The 17,717-nt window shown below is 48.5% G+C and carries 17 protein-coding genes and 1 tRNA gene; 15 read left to right on the forward strand and 3 right to left on the reverse strand.

All coding sequences use genetic code 11. The annotated features are described in order from the left end of the window. Positions 1 to 87: 87 nt before the first annotated feature. The 15 genes from ACTRXG_RS09245 to ACTRXG_RS09315 all read left to right on the forward strand — a co-directional run bounded on the left by ACTRXG_RS09245 (position 88) and on the right by ACTRXG_RS09315 (position 14,441). Positions 88 to 2,109 carry a thioredoxin domain-containing protein gene (locus ACTRXG_RS09245; protein WP_474284743.1) on the forward strand — a complete coding sequence of 674 codons (2,022 nt, stop codon included), beginning with the start codon at positions 88 to 90 and terminating at the stop codon, positions 2,107 to 2,109. Then, on the forward strand, positions 2,106 to 2,705 hold the full coding sequence (locus ACTRXG_RS09250) for a hypothetical protein (protein ID WP_474262704.1): 600 nt from the start codon (positions 2,106 to 2,108) through the stop codon (positions 2,703 to 2,705). Before ACTRXG_RS09245 ends, ACTRXG_RS09250 begins: the two co-directional genes overlap by 4 nt. Before the next feature lie 80 nt (positions 2,706 to 2,785). Beyond that, positions 2,786 to 3,523: a TSUP family transporter gene (locus tag ACTRXG_RS09255; protein WP_474284744.1), complete on the forward strand. Its 738-nt coding sequence runs from the start codon at positions 2,786 to 2,788 to the stop codon at positions 3,521 to 3,523. A gap of 27 nt (positions 3,524 to 3,550) precedes the next feature. Next, positions 3,551 to 4,120, forward strand: coding sequence for a TetR/AcrR family transcriptional regulator (locus ACTRXG_RS09260; protein ID WP_474284745.1), 570 nt, complete (start codon positions 3,551 to 3,553; stop codon positions 4,118 to 4,120). An 83-nt stretch (positions 4,121 to 4,203) separates the two neighbouring features. Further along, complete coding sequence (locus tag ACTRXG_RS09265; RefSeq protein ID WP_474284746.1) at positions 4,204 to 7,281, forward strand: efflux RND transporter permease subunit; 3,078 nt, start codon at positions 4,204 to 4,206, stop codon at positions 7,279 to 7,281. Between the two features lie 5 nt (positions 7,282 to 7,286). Then, positions 7,287 to 7,769, forward strand: coding sequence for a DUF6884 domain-containing protein (locus ACTRXG_RS09270; RefSeq protein ID WP_474284747.1), 483 nt, complete (start codon positions 7,287 to 7,289; stop codon positions 7,767 to 7,769). Next, a complete protein-coding gene (locus ACTRXG_RS09275; RefSeq protein WP_474262693.1) occupies positions 7,766 to 8,461 on the forward strand; it encodes a M50 family metallopeptidase in 696 nt (231 codons plus the stop codon). Before ACTRXG_RS09270 ends, ACTRXG_RS09275 begins: the two co-directional genes overlap by 4 nt. 156 nt (positions 8,462 to 8,617) lie before the next feature. Further along, on the forward strand, positions 8,618 to 9,925 hold the full coding sequence (locus ACTRXG_RS09280) for an ArgE/DapE family deacylase (protein ID WP_474284749.1): 1,308 nt from the start codon (positions 8,618 to 8,620) through the stop codon (positions 9,923 to 9,925). After that, the gene (locus tag ACTRXG_RS09285) at positions 9,925 to 10,479 is read left to right on the forward strand and encodes a cysteine hydrolase family protein (RefSeq protein ID WP_474284750.1); all 555 of its coding nucleotides are present in this window, start codon (positions 9,925 to 9,927) and stop codon (positions 10,477 to 10,479) included. The genes ACTRXG_RS09280 and ACTRXG_RS09285 overlap by 1 nt, the downstream gene beginning before the upstream one ends. Positions 10,480 to 10,493: 14 nt before the next feature. After that, positions 10,494 to 11,750 (forward strand): Glu/Leu/Phe/Val family dehydrogenase, encoded by a 1,257-nt coding sequence (locus ACTRXG_RS09290; protein ID WP_474284752.1) that lies wholly within the window; start codon positions 10,494 to 10,496, stop codon positions 11,748 to 11,750. Positions 11,751 to 11,867: 117 nt separating this feature from the next. Beyond that, the gene (locus ACTRXG_RS09295) at positions 11,868 to 12,335 is read left to right on the forward strand and encodes a hypothetical protein (protein ID WP_462866859.1); all 468 of its coding nucleotides are present in this window, start codon (positions 11,868 to 11,870) and stop codon (positions 12,333 to 12,335) included. Between the two features lie 147 nt (positions 12,336 to 12,482). Then, a tRNA-Arg gene (locus ACTRXG_RS09300) sits at positions 12,483 to 12,557 on the forward strand. A gap of 175 nt (positions 12,558 to 12,732) precedes the next feature. Beyond that, complete coding sequence (locus tag ACTRXG_RS09305; protein WP_474280126.1) at positions 12,733 to 12,900, forward strand: hypothetical protein; 168 nt, start codon at positions 12,733 to 12,735, stop codon at positions 12,898 to 12,900. A gap of 199 nt (positions 12,901 to 13,099) precedes the next feature. Next, entirely contained in the window at positions 13,100 to 13,348 is a 249-nt protein-coding gene (locus ACTRXG_RS09310; protein WP_474284753.1) for a hypothetical protein, read from the forward strand. 274 nt (positions 13,349 to 13,622) lie between these two features. After that, a complete protein-coding gene (locus tag ACTRXG_RS09315; protein WP_474284754.1) occupies positions 13,623 to 14,441 on the forward strand; it encodes a glycerophosphodiester phosphodiesterase in 819 nt (272 codons plus the stop codon). Between the two features lie 127 nt (positions 14,442 to 14,568). Here ACTRXG_RS09315 and ACTRXG_RS09320 read toward each other — a convergent pair whose 3' ends face one another. From ACTRXG_RS09320 to ACTRXG_RS09330, 3 genes are all read right to left on the reverse strand, one after another. Beyond that, complete coding sequence (locus ACTRXG_RS09320; protein ID WP_474284755.1) at positions 14,569 to 15,342, reverse strand: Cof-type HAD-IIB family hydrolase; 774 nt, start codon at positions 15,340 to 15,342, stop codon at positions 14,569 to 14,571. Between the two features lie 82 nt (positions 15,343 to 15,424). Next, entirely contained in the window at positions 15,425 to 16,315 is an 891-nt protein-coding gene (locus ACTRXG_RS09325) for a YihY/virulence factor BrkB family protein (protein ID WP_474280734.1), read from the reverse strand. An 84-nt stretch (positions 16,316 to 16,399) separates the two neighbouring features. Continuing rightward, on the reverse strand, positions 16,400 to 17,665 hold the full coding sequence (locus ACTRXG_RS09330) for a DUF1565 domain-containing protein (protein ID WP_474284756.1): 1,266 nt from the start codon (positions 17,663 to 17,665) through the stop codon (positions 16,400 to 16,402). Positions 17,666 to 17,717 lie beyond the last annotated feature (52 nt).

Genomic DNA, 17,717 nt, shown 5'->3' on the forward strand with positions numbered 1-17,717 from the left:
GTGGGGACCATATCAGATAACCATGTGGTCATTGTTTGGGCGGCTTCTTTTTCGTGAATAAATACTAGTAAGAAAGGACGTGATTGGTTGAATCGTCTACAATACGAAAAATCGCCCTATCTCCAGCAGCATAAAAACAACCCGGTGGACTGGTATCCATGGGGCACGGAGGCTTTTGAGAAAGCAGAGGAAGAAAATAAACCGTTAATGGTGTCCATTGGCTACTCGACCTGTCACTGGTGCCATGTAATGGAACAGGAGAGCTTTGAAAACGCGGAAGTGGCAGCGGTCTTAAATGAAAAGTTTGTACCGGTAAAGGTAGACCGGGAGGAGCGCCCGGATGTGGATGCCATCTACATGTCAGCATGCCAGGCCATGAACGGGCACGGAGGCTGGCCGCTGAATGTTTTCATTACACCGGATCAGAAGCCTTTTTATGCAGCCACCTATATACCAAGAAATCAAATGGGCAGCATGCCCGGAATTATGGACGTCCTGAGCCAGCTTTCAGATATTTACCGGGACGACCCTGAGCGTGTGGCACAGGTGGGGAATGATATTTCCAAAGCGCTAAAGCCGCGGGCTGTGGAAACGAGGCAGCTGAACATTAACAATGTGCATACAGCGTTTCGCGCCTTTACGCAGCAGTTTGATTCCTCGAACGGCGGATTTGGGTCCGCCCCGAAATTTCCAAGCCCGCATATCGTGATGTATCTGCTGCATTATTATCATCAGTTTAAAAGCGAGGGGGCGCTGTACATGGCCACCTCCACGCTTGATGCAATGGCGTCGGGAGGCATCAGAGACCATATTGGCGGCGGGTTTTCCCGTTACGCGACAGATGAAGCGTGGCTTGTGCCCCATTTTGAAAAAATGCTGTACGACAACGCGCTGCTTCTGATGGCTTATACGGAGGCCTACCAGCTGACAGGTCAGACGAGATATAAGGAAGTGGTGGAGGAAATCATCAAATATGTCCATCGGGATCTCACCCATGAAGAAGGAGCGTTTTTCTGCGGAGAAGATGCTGACAGCGAAGGGGAAGAGGGCAAATTTTACGTCTGGACCCCGGAGGAGATTGAAAACGTGCTTGGAAAAGAGCGGGGCGAACAGTTTGCGATTGAGTACGGTATCGACCCGGCCGGAAACTTTGAAGGAAAAAGCATCCCCAACCGGATCAACCGTCCGACTGCCGGCTGGAGTGACGCCGAACGTCAGGAGGCGCTGCAGGCCTTATACGAACACCGGGAGAAGCGTGTGCGTCCGTTCCGGGATGAAAAAATACTTACATCCTGGAATGGCTGGATGATAGCCTCTATGGCTAAAGCCGGACGGGTTTTCCAGGAGGAAACATGGACGGAGTTCGCTGAACAGGCGTACCGTTTTATTGAAACCCGGCTTCAGGAGCAAAGCGGACGGTTCAAAGCCCGCTGGAAGGATGGCGACGTGCAGTACGATGCATACGTGGATGATTATGCCAATATGATATGGGCGAGTACAGAGCTTTACGCTTCGACGTGGAAGCCGGAATATATTGAGAAAGCATCCGCCTGGGCAGAAACGATGATTGATTACTACTACGATCAGGAAAACGGTGGGTTCTTTCTGACCGCATCCGACGGGGAATCACTTCTTTTTCGGCCGAAGGAATCTTTTGACGGAGCCGCGCCTTCCGGAAACAGTGTAGCTGCAGTACAGCTGATGAGACTGGCCCGTCTTGCCGGCAATATGGAATTTGAACAAACAGCCGAAAAAACATGGGAAGCTTTTTCGGCTTCGATCGAACAGGCGCCAACTGCCTTTGGACATCTCATGCAGGGGCTGGTGCTTTTTCACGGAGACAGAAAGGAAGTAGTTATACGACCTGCGCAGGATGACGAGGCGTTTCGGGTGAAAACATACATCCAGCGCGCGTTTCATCCGGAAGTGACAAGCGTGGTCGCCGAAGAAAATACTGATCTCAGCCGGGCGGCTCCGTTTGCAGAGGATTACCCCGTGCAGGAAGGAAAGACCACTATTTATGTCTGCAGGGACTTTTCCTGCCATGCGCCCGTACACAGTACAGAAAGCATGAAATATTTATTCGGTGTCAGGCAGGACGAACAATGACCATTATTACGGTGGAAGCAGAAAACAATGTGTGGATTCCGGATCTGTCCGAACGGCTTAAGCGTTATTTCCCCGAGGCAAAGCTGATCGGGCGTCTTGCAGAAATTCCTGAGGAGCCGTGGGAGTGGATCGAGGCCGAACGACAGCGGAACCGGGAGGCAAAGCAGTGGGAAGAAGAAGGCGTACCGGTCATCGTGGAAGGAGACGTGCTGGCGCCGTTTATGAAAGCCTGGATGCACTATTTCCGCAAGCCCTGGCCTGAGCTTTATGAGCTCGATGATTATTACCGCAAGCGTCTGCAGGACTTTCGGCTTCATCTGTCGCAGCGGTATGTTTTTATCCAGCAGGAGGAAAAGAAAAAGTGGCGCTGGCCGAAGCGGAAGTCTCCGCTCGAAGAAGAGAAGGAAGCCAAATACCGTTACTACAACGGAATGAAGTCGCATACACCGGAGCTGATCGATCTGGTGGCATATGACTGGCTCGGAACGTATCCTGAATACCTTGAACAGCACTGGCCGGCAGAACATCCCAAACGGGAGTGGCCGATGCATCTGTATGAGTTTATGATTTATTTTGCAGCGAATCAGCGGGCGTGACAAAAGTCGCTCCCGTTTTTTCTATCTTTGTTTAAAGCGTGATACAATAGCGTAAGTATGCAATGAAGGGTTCTGACAACATGAGTTCCATTGGGGAATTTGTTTTAATCGCAGTAATTATTTTTACCGGAAGCTTTATTCAGGGCGTCAGCGGCTTTGGCTTCGGACTGTTCGTGATGAGCTTTGTGCCGTTTTTCTTTACGCTGCAGTTCAGCTCACTCCTCGTTATTTCTCTGTCGGTTATCACCGCACTGAGCATTATAGGCAAGGTGTATAAGCACATTCAGTGGGCGCAGCTCGGATATTTGCTGGCAGCTACTGCAGCAGGAAGGTTTGCAGCTTTTTTTATTCTACATAACTTTGGGGAAATGGACATTTTGAAAAAAGTACTCGGCCTTGTGCTTCTCGGCATGGTTGTGTATACCTTTGCCCAAAAGCCGGAGAAAAAGCTGCGGCCGGTGCCGAAAATGGTTCCACTGGCACTTGGGTTTTGCGGTGGGCTGGTAGGAGGCGTTTTTGGCGTTGGCGGTCCTTTTTTTGTCGTTTATTTTTTATTAACAACAGCTAACAAATATCATTACACAGCGAACCTGCAGATTACATTTCTAATCGGAAGTCTTTTAACGGTCTTTGCTCACGCGGGTGCCGGCGACTTTTCGAGGGAGCTGCTGCTTTATATTCCTATAGGAATCGTATGCGTGCTGCTTGGCACAAGAATTGGCATCCGATATTTCGAAAAGCTTCCGCAAAAGCACATTCGTACGCTCACGGCCGTCATTATTGGAATAGCAGGCCTTAATATGCTGTTTTTTGCTTAAAACTAAAATGGAAAGGAGGACTCCCCGATGCCGAGACAGCGAACCATTGACCGCAGAACGCTTTTTCAGGAAACGGAAAGGCTAATCATGGATGAAGGCTACCACTCGTTTCATTTCAAAGCCCTGTCGGAGCGTCTTGGGGTGGCAAGAAGCACCATTTACAACTATTATGCTAAAAAAGAAGAATTGGTGACGGCCTATATGCTCGACAAGCTGGAGCAGGTATTTTCCCAGCTCGATGAAGCCGACCGGCAGACGGACTTTTCAGTACGGATGAGGGCCTATATCCGGGTGTGGGTGCAGCAGGCATCAGTTCATCAGGCATTTGACATTTTTCCGGTCATGGATCATCATGCTTCGGCCCAGGTGGAAATAAACGTAGAGCAGCTCCAGCAGTACCTGGGTCAACTTGGGAGCCGGGCTTATACACTGATCGAAGCCGGGAAAAGGGAGGGAGCCATCCGCGAGGACCTTCCGACGCATGGCATCACACGGATGCTGATGGTGGCAGTGCAGGCCCCGGACCCGTCCCTCAGTGAGGAGGAATGGGTGGAGACGATATATAATATTTTCTTAAACGGCATTAAGCGGCCGTAAATAATTTTTAAATTTAAATGACACTAGTGTCATTTTCGTTCAAAACAAAGTATACTGGGGGTAATGATACTGGGGGGAGAAATGTGAAAAAAATAATTGCAAAACCAAAGCTGATTTTATTATTTATTGTGATGCTTATCATTGTCGGCACCCTGTCTTTTTTTCAGCTGCCGCAAAAGGAAATTCCATCAACAAATCCACCGGTGGGCCAGGTAACAACGGTTTACCCCGGAGCCTCGGCAGAAGAAGTGGAAACGACGGTTACGAACCAGCTTGAAGAAGAGCTTGATAATGAATCGTCCACAGCGTCGATTTCTTCAGTATCTTCACCCGGGCTGTCGTCAATTACTGTAGAGCTTGATGAGAGCACGGAAAATCCGGAGCAGGTGTGGAATAGTCTCGAGCAGAAGCTGTCGCAGGTGAGCACCTCGTTTCCGGATGACGCAGAAGAGCCGTCCATCAACAGTGAGCTGAGTCAGCAGGGGCTCGCTATTTACCAGCTGACAGTAGATGAGGAGGCAGTTCCGGAGGCGGTACAGCTGATTGAGAACTGGGAGCAGCGGTTTACCGGAATACCTGATATCGACAGCCTGGAAATCACTGGAGATGTGGAACGTGAACTGCAGATTCGTCTCGACAGTGAAGCGCTGGAGGAGGAAGGACTGCAGTCCGGCCAGGTGATCGGGGCGCTCTCTTCTGCCTCGGAAGTCATTCCACCCGGGGAATGGCAGCAGGACGGGGAATTGTATCAGGTAGAGCTTGAAGCACTTGAAAACGTAGAGGACTGGGAAAACATTGAAATAAGTCCGGGCCAGCAAAGTGATGGGGAAAATGCCTTGCTTGGCGATGTTGCAGAAGTGGAAAACACATACGCTCCGACCGAGGAGCAGGTGGAGTATAATCAGCAGTCGGCCCTGTCGGTAACATTCTTTCTTACGGAAAACGCGAGCGTGCCGCAGGCCCAAAGCAGTTTAGATGACGTAATAGCGGATTTTGAACAGCAGCTGCCTGAAGGAATGGAGCTCACCCAGCTCTATACGCAGGGCGACGTCGTGGAGGATTTGTTTTCAAGCCTTGCCATCTCATCTGTGGTGGCATTTGTGTCGGTATTGATTGTCTGCTCTATCGGTCTGCGAATCCGTACCGCGCTGTCAGTAGCCATATCGATCCCGGCGGCACTTGCGATCGGAATGATCCCTCTTCCATTTACCGATGTCGGCCTGAATCAAATTTCTTTAATTGCTTTTATTATTTCACTCGGGATTCTTGTGGATGATGCGATTGTCGTGAATGATAATATTGACCGCCGGCTCCGGATGGGAGACAGTCCGATAGACGCAGCCAGTAACGGGGTGCGGGAAGTACTTGTCTCGGTTATCGTGTCGACGCTCGCTGTTGTCTTCACCTTTTTTCCGCTTTTATTCCTTCCAGGCGCGGCGGGTTCATTTATCCGTCCGCTCCCTGTGGTGCTGATTACGGTATTGATTTCGTCCACGCTGCTTGCGATCTTTTTTATCCCTATTTACCGGGGTATTGTAGAGAAGAGAAGAAAAAAGAAGGACAAGCGGACATCGCCGGGATTTCTGGGTGCATTTCTTGACCGCTCAGCGAGGTGGTACAGCAAACGAGTGCTGACACGTGTCGTGAAGCGGCCGGTTATTGTGTCACTTGCCGGACTGATACTGGGAACCTCGGCATTTGCGCTCGTTCCTTACACGCCGCTCGAGTTTTTCCCGGATACGGAGCGGGAAGAAGTATTTATCGAAGCCTCTGTGCCGGAAAACACTCCGCTTGAAGAAACGGAGGCCGAGGCGGAGGAAGTGAGCAGCTGGCTGCAGGAACAGGAAGGAGTAACGTCGGTATCTTCATATGCAGGGACGGAAATCCCCACCGTATTTTCGGGGGGATCGGGAAGCGGCGCCGCCGGACCAAATGATATGAATTTTCTCGTATACGTAAACCCTGAAGAAATTCCGGCAAGGGAAGGAAGCGAAATATGGCCGGGAGAGATTCGGAACACCTTTGAAAACGTTGAAGCCCAGGGGTCGATTGTTGAATCGGGTCCTCCGGTGGGAGCCCCAATTGCCGTTGAGCTTTCTGGCGAAGAAGCGGATGAACTGTTTTCTGCAGCAGCGGAGGTGGAAGCGCTGTTTGCAGAAACAGATGGTGTTGACTTAGCGGTTTCAAACGCCAATCAGAACGTAAACCAGTGGCGGTTCGAACAGGACAGGGAAGCCCTGGAAGGTACAGGTGTAACCAACGAAACCATAAGTACAGAGCTCCGCCTGCTTGGGGAAGGAGTGCCGTTTGGCCAGTGGAACACAGACAATGAAGTCATACCGGTCCAGATAATGTACGATAATGGGGATCAGGTAACAAACAGCGACCTGGATCAAATCGTTATGGCCAGAGACGAAGGCGGAGAAGCAGTTACTTTAAATGACCTGGGACGTGGTGTAGAGGAAACGACGACTTCTGCTATCCCGCACGAAAATACGGAACGGACCATTACGGTCCGTGCTTATCCTGGAGATGCTTCCGAGGACGAGATTTTAGCGTCAGCCGGGGATTCTCTCGACTCAATTGAAAATGAGTACGGCGGCGTCAGTGTCCAGGTAGGTGGAGAAACGTCCGAACGAAACGATGTATTTATTGATATTGGACAGATCTTCATAGTTGTGGTGTTCCTGCTGCTCATATTGTTTGCGCTGCAGTTCTATTCGCTGCGTATTCCGTTTATCGTTTTGAGTGCAGTGTATGTAGCAATTGCGGGGGTCATTCTCGGTTTGTTCCTGACACAGACAGGACTCGGATTCATGTCGATGATGGGGGCAGTCAGTCTTGCCGGTATCGTCGTAAGGAATGCGGTCGTTATGATAGAATTTATGGAACAGCGCATACGAAGCGGTGAGTCCGTGCGGACAGCCGTTGTGGCAGCCGGAGAAGAGCGTTTCCGGCCGATTCTGTTGACGAGCCTCACGTCTATCGCCGGTCTTCTGCCGATCGCTCTGGGGGATAATCCATTGTTTCAGCCACTCGGAACAGCAATTGTGACGGGTCTTGTCTTTTCGACAGTGCTGACGCTTTTATTGGTGCCGGCCCTCTATACCTGGAAAACGGAAAGTGACCACAAACGGCGTGCTCGAAAATCAAGGAAATAAGGTGAATGGCATTGAAACAGCTCGCGATAATTCCCTGCGGGGCGAAAAAAGCCTGGGACACGGAGCCGGATCTTGGGCCTCTGCCTGTAAAGCACGTATACCAGAGTACGTTCCATCAGCTGTGCCGGGCTTACGCAGAGGCATTCGCTGATCAGTGGGCCGTGCTCTCAGGCAAGCACGGTTTTATGTACCCGCAGGAGCTTATTAACACAAATTACGATGTTACATTTGGAAAAAGACAGCAGGAGGAAATCTCCCGGGCTTTCTGCATACAGCAGTGGCAGGAAAAGCAGATGAATGAATACGACCGGTATGTAGTGCTGCTCGGCAAAAAATACGATCCGGTCATCACGAGGATACTGCCCATGGAGAGAACCGTTTTTCCGCTCCGGGAATACCGCGGGATGGGATACATGCAGCAGGCGTTAAAGCAGGCGGTAGCAAGTCATCGTCCGCTTCCCCTTCACGCCTGGGAAGAAAAGTCATGATGGAAACGATCCTGTTTTTTCTGACAGCAGCTGTCGTGTTAACGGCTCTTACGTACACACCAGTGCTTGGCACCTATTTATCGCTGTTTCAGACAATGGTGCACGAAAACGGACATGCCTTCATGGCGCTTGCTACCGGTGGGAAAGTGCGCTCGATCTCTTTATTTTATACGAGGGAGGGGCTTGCTGAAACCGGTCATAAAGGGAGGCTTGGCCAGGCGCTTACAACGTTCGCCGGCTATCCGTTTGCAAGCGGGATGGCTCTTCTTTACAGCTGGGTATTCACCTCCGGCTGGTACAGCGGACTCATGATAGCCCTTGTAGGACTGCTCATCTGGAATACGCTTCTCTGGGTGCGTAATCCTGCCGGGATCGTCTGGGGACTGGCAGCTTCGGGTGGGGGCCTGTACCTGCTCATTGAAAATATGGTCATGCTTATGATGTGGATTATGTTCATGCTCGGTGTACTTCTGGTCATCCAGTCAGTCCGGTCGGCCTGGATCATTCTGCAGCGGAGTCTGCAGATGCCGGGCGACGCCGGAGATGCTACGGGGATGCACCGGGTGAGCCGCGTCCCTGCGCAGGTATGGGGTGTACTCTTTTTTACACTGGCGCTTGCAGCTGCCTGGTTTTCGGCAGGTTTTTGGCTGCAGTGGGACAGTTCCGTATTGATTCAGGGGGAAGGCGCTTAGTCGTTTCCCTTTTTTTATATGCAGAAACGGGTGGCGTCTACAGCCCGAAGCTGTTTTTATAATAACTAATACTTTCAAACCGGAAGCATACTTTGAAGTCAAAATGGGAAAAGTCGAAGAGAGTAAAAGAGTCTTTTTAGAAATGAGGGAAAGCGAGTGACCGAGACCATCAATCCCAGTCAAAAAGTATTAGCTTCAGTTGATAATCTGTGGGAAGAGGAAATAGAGTTTTTACAGACGATCGCACGATTTCCGAGTACGATCGAATATGAAGGATCCCTTCAATTATACTTAAAGAATTTTTTTCAGAACGAGCTGCAGATGGACGTAGAAACAGTGGATGTCGATGAAAAAGAAATCAGCTCTCTTCCGGGGTACTCCCCAAGCGAGTGGTCCTACGCAGGCCGGCCGGTAGTAGTGGCGAAAGCACCGCGCAGTTCCCGTAAGTCCGAAGGCAGCAGTTTGCTTTTCCAGGGCCATGTGGACGTTGTAAGTCCGGAGCCAAAGCACAAATGGAGCGTGGATCCATGGGGAGCGCAGCGTATTGGAGACCGCCTTTACGGACGCGGGGTGCTCGACATGAAAAGCGGTGTGGCGGCAATGATTTATGCCTATAAAGCCATACGGGATGCAGGCTACGAACCGGCAGCTGATTTTTCCATCAAAACGGTTATCGAGGAAGAAGCAACAGGCAACGGGACGCTCGCTGCAGCGAACGCCGGACATCTGGCAGATGCCGTTCTCATTCCGGAACCGTTCGGGCAGTGTCCATCCACCGCCCAGCTCGGAAGTCTCTGGCTCCGTGTTCATATCGATACGAGCAGCAATCTGCAGTCGGATAAAACCGGCGTCGGAGCGAATGCCATCGAAAAAGCACAAAGCGTGATTGAGGCTCTGCAGAGCTACCGGGAATACGTCAACCGGGATGAACAAAAGCCGCCGGAATTTGCCCATATGAAAGAGCCGATCGACGTGGAGGTAGGAACGATGCACAGCGGGGACTTTGCCTCTAATATTCCTGTAGAAGCGACACTTGAGGTTCGTTCTGCGGTTTACCCGGGGAAGGACCCGGCCGAAGGAAAGCAGGATCTAATCGATTGGATTCTTGATAAAACAAAAGATGATGAGTGGCTTCGCGAGAATCCTCCGTCCTTTGAATCCTTTGGTTTTCATGCGGAGGGTATGGTGATGCCTGAGGATAACCCTCTGTTTGCCAAACTCGATGAAGCCCATGAACTGGTGACCGGAAAACAATGCGGCAGACAGGCGATTCCGGTAACGACAGATGCCCGGTATTACGGCCTTTATTATGATACGGCTGTTACATGCTACGGCCCATCAGGCGCAAAAATGCACGAACCGGATGAATGGGTGGACCTGGAAAGTGTAAAAAACGTAACGAAAGTGTACGCAGACTTTTTAATCCGCTGGTGCGGCATTTATAAAAAGGAAGGGGAAGGCTGATGAGCTATTCGCGTGCCCTTATTGTGATTGACTACACGATGGATTTTGTAGCGGAAGAAGGTGCACTTACCTGCAGGGAGCCGGGTCAGAAAATCGAAAGCGCTATTTATCAATTAATCGAAACCTATCAGGCCGCAGATGATTTTGTCGTATTTGCCCTTGACCGCCACGAAGAGGGAGATGAGTATCATCCGGAAACGAAGCTGTTTCCTCCCCATAATATAGCTGGAACGAAGGGAAGGGATCTGTATCGAAGCATTCAGAGTCTGTATGAATCTATACGACATCAGCCGAATGTTTGGCAGGTGGACAAAACAAGGTATAGTGCATTTGCAGGAACAAGCCTGGAACTGAAATTGAGAGAACGCGGCATTACCGAGCTTCACCTTGCCGGCGTCTGTACCGATATCTGTATTCTTCATACAGCAGTAGATGCCTATAATAAAGGCTTCGATATCGTCATTCATCAGGATGCTGTAGCAAGCTTTGACGAGGAAGGACATGTGTTTGCGCTAAAACACGCACAAAATATTTTAGGGGCGTCAGTCCAATAGAAAGGAAGAACAGCATGACCGGACAAAATAACCAGGGGCCGCTCGGTGTTGTGCATCAACAGATCGCTGAAGCCTCCCAGCTTATTCAATTGCCAAACACTGTAGAAACAATACTGAAATACCCGAAAAGAAAAGTGGAGGTCCAGTTCCCGGTGGAAATGGACGACGGCCACACCCAGATGTTTACCGGCTACCGGACGCAGCATAATGATGTGCTTGGTCCGGTGAAAGGCGGGCTCCGCTTTCACCCACAAACGGATGAAGAGGAAACCGAGGCGCTGGCCGCATGGATGACGTTTAAGTGCGCGCTTGTTCAGATTCCGCATGGCGGAGCAAAGGGAGGTGTCGTCTGTGATCCTTCTATGCTGAGTGACCGTGAGCTTCGCCAGGTCAGCAGAGGATACACAGAGGCCCTGTTTGACCTTCTGGGTCCCAATAAAGATGTGCCCGCCCCGGATGTGTATACGGATCCAAAGGTCATGAGCGTCATGATGGATACCTACTCCCGGATGGCAGGCGGTCACGAGCCCGGCGTTATCACCGGCAAGCCACCTCTTGTCGGCGGTTCAAAAGCAAGAGAATCAGCAACGGCCCGCGGCGCTGTATATATTATCGAAAAAATGCTTGAGCAGGAGAACAAACGTGCCGAAGACATACGCGTGGCCGTCCAGGGTTTTGGCAACGCCGGACAGATCGCCGCAAGACTGCTGTACGATTTAGGATGTAAAATTGTGAGCGTCAGCGACTCCAAAGCCGCCCTGTATGATGAGGAGGGGCTTGATATTCCGAGAGCCCAGCAGGCAAAAGCAGGAAACAGCGGCCTGCGGGAATACGGAGAAAACTATCTGCTCGAAAATAACATGGACATCCTTTATACTGACGCTGATATTTTGATACCTGCTGCCATGGAAGGCGTTATTACAAAAGATAATGCAGACCGGGTAAAAGCCCCGAAGATTATGGAGCTTGCAAACGGACCGACAACACCGGAAGCAGATCATATTTTAAAGGACCAGGGGCAGGCAGTATATCCGGATATTTTAGTGAATGCCGGTGGTGTTATTGTGTCGTATCTGGAATCCGTTCAGAACCATATGAACTACTATTGGTCTGAAGATGTAATTAATGAACGGATGAAGGAATTTATACTCGAAGCATACGAACAAACGGAAAAATCAGCCTACGAACACAAAACCACCAACAGAAACGGTGCAATGATTTTCGCGATGGACCGGCTGCAGGAAGCAATGGAGTACCGTGGCTGGATATAAAAAATTAACAAATTCTGCATGAATCTATAGTCACAGGGTAGTCAACAAGATAAAATGCTAGTGTGAGCTTTTCCGGAAACGGGAAGAAAAACTGCTAAGAGTTCTAGGAGGGATTAGATGGATTGGTCAAAAGAATTTGATTTTCATAAAAACGATACGGAAGACAGTACAGCAGAAAAAATGAAACGAATCAGCAAATGTATTGATAAGCTCTGGGGAGATTTCGACGAAGTCTTAACGGAAATTGTGGAGCAGGGCGGGCTGGAAAAAGAAGACTACAGAAAACGGTTCAGGGATGAAACATTTACGATTGAACTTCTGGAGTCCGAGTTAAAAGGCTCTGTCAGCGGTCACTTTGATCGTAACATCGATGTCATGGTTGATTTGACACTGGATGAACCGAAAAAGAAATCACTCAGCCAGGTCTTCCTTCCAAACGACAAACTGTATCTGATCGATACGCGCAGCAACCAATGGGTAATTGCCGAAGCCGGCAAAAAACCAAAAGACTGCACAAAGCTTGAGAAAAAGCATATCGAGCAGATATTCGCTCACATGCTCCGTGAGTATAGAGTAACGAAATAACAAAACAGAAAAAAGCATCCAACTTGACGGTTGGGTGCTTTCTTTCATCAGGTGCTTGTGAAAGGAAATCTTGACAATGAGCGCATTTCCACGTATTCTTACATTTGTCTTTGTTCACTGGAGCAAAGGTCATAGTTATACACATAAGCCCTAGTAGCTCAGGGGAAGAGCAACAGCCTCCTAAGCTGTAGGTCGCAGGTTCGAATCCTGCCTAGGGCGCCATAATATATAAGTTACCCCCGGGCCCAGGGCCCGGGGGTTTGTTGTTCAATCCGGTCCGGTCTAAAAGTTGCCTTAGAGAAAATATGTGTCTATAAGCGAAAAAGGTTTGAAATGACCGAACGCATACATTAAAATTAAATTAAAGATTCTGACAAAAAGCGGGAAGGGAGCTAAAATGATTATTATTGTTTTATCCCTGATGTTGTTTGCCGTGCTTACGTATCTGTTTTACGGACTGTGGATTACGAGTGCAGATGCAAAAGAAAGCAGGCAGCTTTGTTCCCTGCTGTACGGAAGCTCGCTGCTTGCGCTTGTACTATTAAATACATCCATGCTTTTGTAAAACTCCGCCCTGGCGGATTTTTTTTGTATTTCGCAGGGTTAAGCCCATAAATAAACGAAAAATGATTAAAGCCTGTATCATCTTTGAAGTGTATAATATAGGGTAATAACTAGAAGCTTATATAAATTAAGAAATCTGCGGCAGGGGGGCTGCAGCCATAGCATTATTTATCATATGAAACGCAATTGGAGTGGGGGACATGGGAAAATTTTATACAATTATCACAGTGATTGGTCTGGGGGTTGCTGGTCTGTTCGGATACCATTGGTATGATACAGAATCGAGCATTCAGACGATTCAGATGCACGAAGAGGTTACCAGCTTATCAAAAGGAACAAACGTATCTTCGGGCTTATCTTCCTTTTCACTAAACGGCAGCGGGGAAGTGCGTTATTTTGGTATCAGTGAAAGATATATTCTGTCTCAAAAAACGCAGAAGAATAATTAAATCTGCCGTAGCTGCAGCTGTCTGTTCTGCTTTATCTGGTGAAAATCAAAAAAGCTGTTTGAAGGCCGTTCAGTTTTTATAGAAAAACGTTAATGGTTGATTTTCAAAGCCCATAATGTGAATATATAACTAAGAGAAGCTTAGACTGCAGATGGGGTTTATAAAAACAGCAGAAGAAGCAAAAAAGAACGATGATAACCGGCAGTAGGGCATCTACCTGACCTGCACTCATAGAGCAGGTTTTGTACGGTTATGTGCAGGGAGGAAAGATATTTTGACTTCAATTATAGCCCACCGGGGGGCTTCAGACCGCCGTCCGGAAAACACCATGTCGGCTTTCCGCCAGGCTGTCACAGACGGAGCAGACGCAATTGAAACAGATGTGCAGCTGTCAAAAGACGGGGTACCGGTACTGATTCATGATACGCTGTTGAAACGTACAACCGGCGCTTCCGGAAGTGTTCACGAATATACATACAAGGAACTGCAGGATTTAAGCGCGGGGGCGTGGATGCATAAAAGGTACCGCAAGGAAAAAATCGTCAGTCTAGAGCAGCTTCTGCAGGAAACAGGCATGGAGGAAATGAAGCTTGTGCTTGAATTAAAAAATTCCAACATTGCTCATAAAGGGCTTGAAGAAGCTGTGATTAACCTGCTGAACGACTATGAAAAAATAGAATCGGCTACAGTGTCAAGCTTCAATCACCGATCGATGGCCTACGTTCGGGAGCTGTCGGAAGAGATCAATATCGCTATTCTTTACGCGGTGCACCTGTACCGCCCGTGTGAATACGCGAAAATCGTCGGAGCTACAGAGCTTCACCCTCATTACCGCACGATCGATAAATCTTGGATTGACGACGCTATTAATTCGGAACTCGAGGTTATTCCTTATACTATTGATAAAAAAAGCGGATGGAAAAAAGCAATAGATGCCGGCGTCACGGGGATTATTACAAATAAACCAAAGGCTCTTCAGCAGTATTTGTATCCCCCTGAGCAGGCAGCGCCGGAGGAACCGAAGCCTTCGGAACAAACGGAACCGTCAAGACTATCCGAACCATCGAATCAAAAAGAAGCTTACACAGATTAAAGCTTCTTTTTTTATGAGTGAATATAATTTCATTTACCGAAATTATTTCATTGCTTACTAAAGAAAAGAGCCGCCTTTTTTACAAAGCGGCTTCCTGTCATTATTTGCTGTTAATAAACCTAGTGTGCTACAGCAGACCTACCTTTTCCAGGCCGCGCGCAATGCCGTCATTTCCCACTTCAGCGGTAATATGGCGGGCATAGCTTTTAACCTCATCCGGGGCGTTTCCCATGGCAACGCTGTTTGGTACGTACTGAAGCATTTCCACATCGTTGTAATTATCTCCAAAGGCATAGCAGTCCTCAAGCGCAATACCGGCTTCAGCGATTAGGTTTTTGATTCCGTTTGCTTTAGACCCTCCAGGAGGAATGACGTCGAGTGAATAAGGGTGCCAGCGCACAAACCGCAGATCCTGCATCTGGTCTACATAACGGTCTTCCTCATCTTCCCGGGCAAACAGAAGGGCCTGATAAATATTGTTCTGTTCTGCAAACGAAGCGTCAAATTCGGGATGCTCTACGCCAAGCGTTGTAATGCTGTCATGAATATCATGATGAAATTCAATATTAGCTTTCATGGCACTGCTGCCCATAAATACAATCGGATGCTCTTTTTCAGCAGCGAAGGACTGCAAAGACTGAAGTTTTGCGGTGGGAATCGTGTTTTGATAAATAGCATTTCCATTATATTTCACAAATTGACCGTTAAACGAAATAAACGTGTGGATATCGAGTTCTTCCCGGAGGTCGTCGAACAAATAAGGGGCTCTTCCGGTGGATATCGCGATTTCATGGCCTTTGCTCCGGAGCATTTGAATAGCATCTCTGGTGGAAGCCGGCAGCTGTTTATTTTCATCGTACAGCGTTCCGTCGATATCGAAAAAAATCATTTTTTTACTCATGTATGGGCTCTCCTTTTCTACACTTTTGCCCGTTTAGTATACTACAATCACTCACGTTCTACCAATACAGTGCCAAAATAGGTTAATAGTAATCATGAAGCAGGGGAGCGGGACGCTTTCTCTGCCTCTGTCGGTAGATAAGAGCATTAATTTCTCCGCCGGTGACTAGAATCAGTCCCACCAGAAACAGCCACAGCATTAGCACGATGACGCCGCCAAGACTGCCATACGTGGAGGCGTAGTTGGCAAAGTTGTTGACATAAAAGGAAAACCCCAGCGAAATCACCTGCCAGAGCAGCGTTGCTGTCATTGCCCCCGGCAAAACAGACCAAAAGGGCATATTATTGTTCGGTGCAAGATGATAGAGCATGGCGAGAATGACGGAAGTAATCGAAATAGTAATAAGCCAGCGCAGGAGCTGAACAAGAAAAACAGTATCCTCCGGAACATAAATAAATGATTGCACTGCCGATAAAATTAAATTGCCGAACACGGGCAGAAAGAGTGCAATAATAACGGAGAGCATTAATCCAAAGGTTAAACCGACAGACAACAGCCGCACCTTGAAAAAGGACCGCGTTTCGATAACATCATAAGCCCCGTTCACCGCCTTAATAAAAGCATTCAGTCCGTTGGAGGCTGTCCATATCGTGCCAATGATTCCGATGGTAAGCAGCCCGTTGCTCGAGCTGTTTATCGTATCTTCAATCGTGTCCTGAAACAGAGAGGCAGCCTCTGCAGGAACGAACTGGTACAAAAGTGATACAGCCCGGTCGGCATCGATATTAAAGTAAGGAAGGAGTGATAGAAACAAAATAAGCAGCGGGAAAATGGATAAAAGGTAATAAAACGCCTGCTGAGCAGCCAGGCCGGCAGCGTTGTCTTTCATTAATTCTGAAAATAAATTTTGAATAAAAGCAGTTATGCTTTTGATACTATCACTCCTTCGGACGGTTCTTCGGTCATTATACAAAAGACTGAAAGCAGAAAGAAAAAAACCTGTGCACAGCTGCTGCACAGGTTTTGCACATTGGGTCCCCCACAGCTGTCAGAGCTTCTAGTCAGTTTCTTCAGAAGAAGAGGAGGGGGCATCCTGTTCGATATATTGCTGGAATGTAACGAGATCCCTGAATTCACGCCCCTCCCATTTCCATTCAGCTTTGGAAGAAGAAGGGAAGGAATTGTCCTTCAGGGTAACATAGTTGCTGATGTCTTCAGTGGCATCAATATAAAATCCGTTGAATGTGGAGCCTTCAAAATCGTTATTGATGACGCTTAAATGTCGTATGGAGGACTGGATACGAAGCTGGGCGGAGTCCCGGCTGCCGTGCGCGTTTTTCCAGGTGTTCTCTGAAAAAGAGACGCGGCTGATTGGACGTTGAGCAGGTCCTTGAACCAGAGCCGTTCCGGCCGACGTTTGGTCCCGCCATACATTATTTTTGAACGATAGATCCTCTGTTTCTGCAAAGGAAGTGTTACGGATGAATGTCCCAACAGCCCCTCCACTTATAGTGTTATGTGAAAAAGTGACCTCATCGGCTCCCTCGACTGCAACAGCTGGATCGGTACTTCTGTTCGAGGAATTAATAATATTGTTTTTCACTACACCTCCGGACGGGACCCGGCCATTTACTTCCCCGGGCACTGCCTGAAGATCGAGAGATGTTCCGGAAGCTTTCTCAAAGCGGTTGTGGGAAACTGTAAACGAAGCTATGTTGCCCTCCAGCACAAAGGCGGGGGCATGCTTCCATCTTTCGACAGTGTTGCCGCTTATGATCGTGTCCTCGTGAATGCTGTCTGCATCTGAACTGGCTATATGGACTGCTGACCCAGGTTCTTCTTCCGCTTTTTGAGACGATAAAAAACGGTTATCAAGTATTTGGAGGGCCCTGGTTTCTCCGGAGGAAGCAATCACAGATGCCGTATTTTCCTGATGAAAGGTGAATTTTTTAATCGTTATGTATTCGGTATCTTCTAAAGAAAAAAACGGCTTATCGCCAGCGGTTTTTAAATGAACGTTTTCATTTTCAAACGGACGGACGGTGATGGGAAGCTGTTCTTCACCCTGTTGGCTCACGTTCACATTTTCCTGATAAGTGCCTTCCCGTAAATAAATAGTATCTCCGGCTTCCGCGGTATCAGCGGCCTTTTGAACAGACTGAAAAGGCGCATCGATAGTGCCGTTTTGCTCATCATTTCCTGAAGGGGAGACAAATATCCCCTTATCGCTCTCGCCGGAATCAGCAGAAAAAGGAAGCATGCCGCAGCCGCTTATAAATAGTAAGAAAAAAAGCATGATAATAACAGAATAAAAACGTGGCATCTGAATCCCCTCCCTGTGAACTGATGAGACGTTGAATGTATGTAAATAAGCA

This window comes from Marinococcus sp. LNSP9103-4 (genome assembly GCF_056034345.1).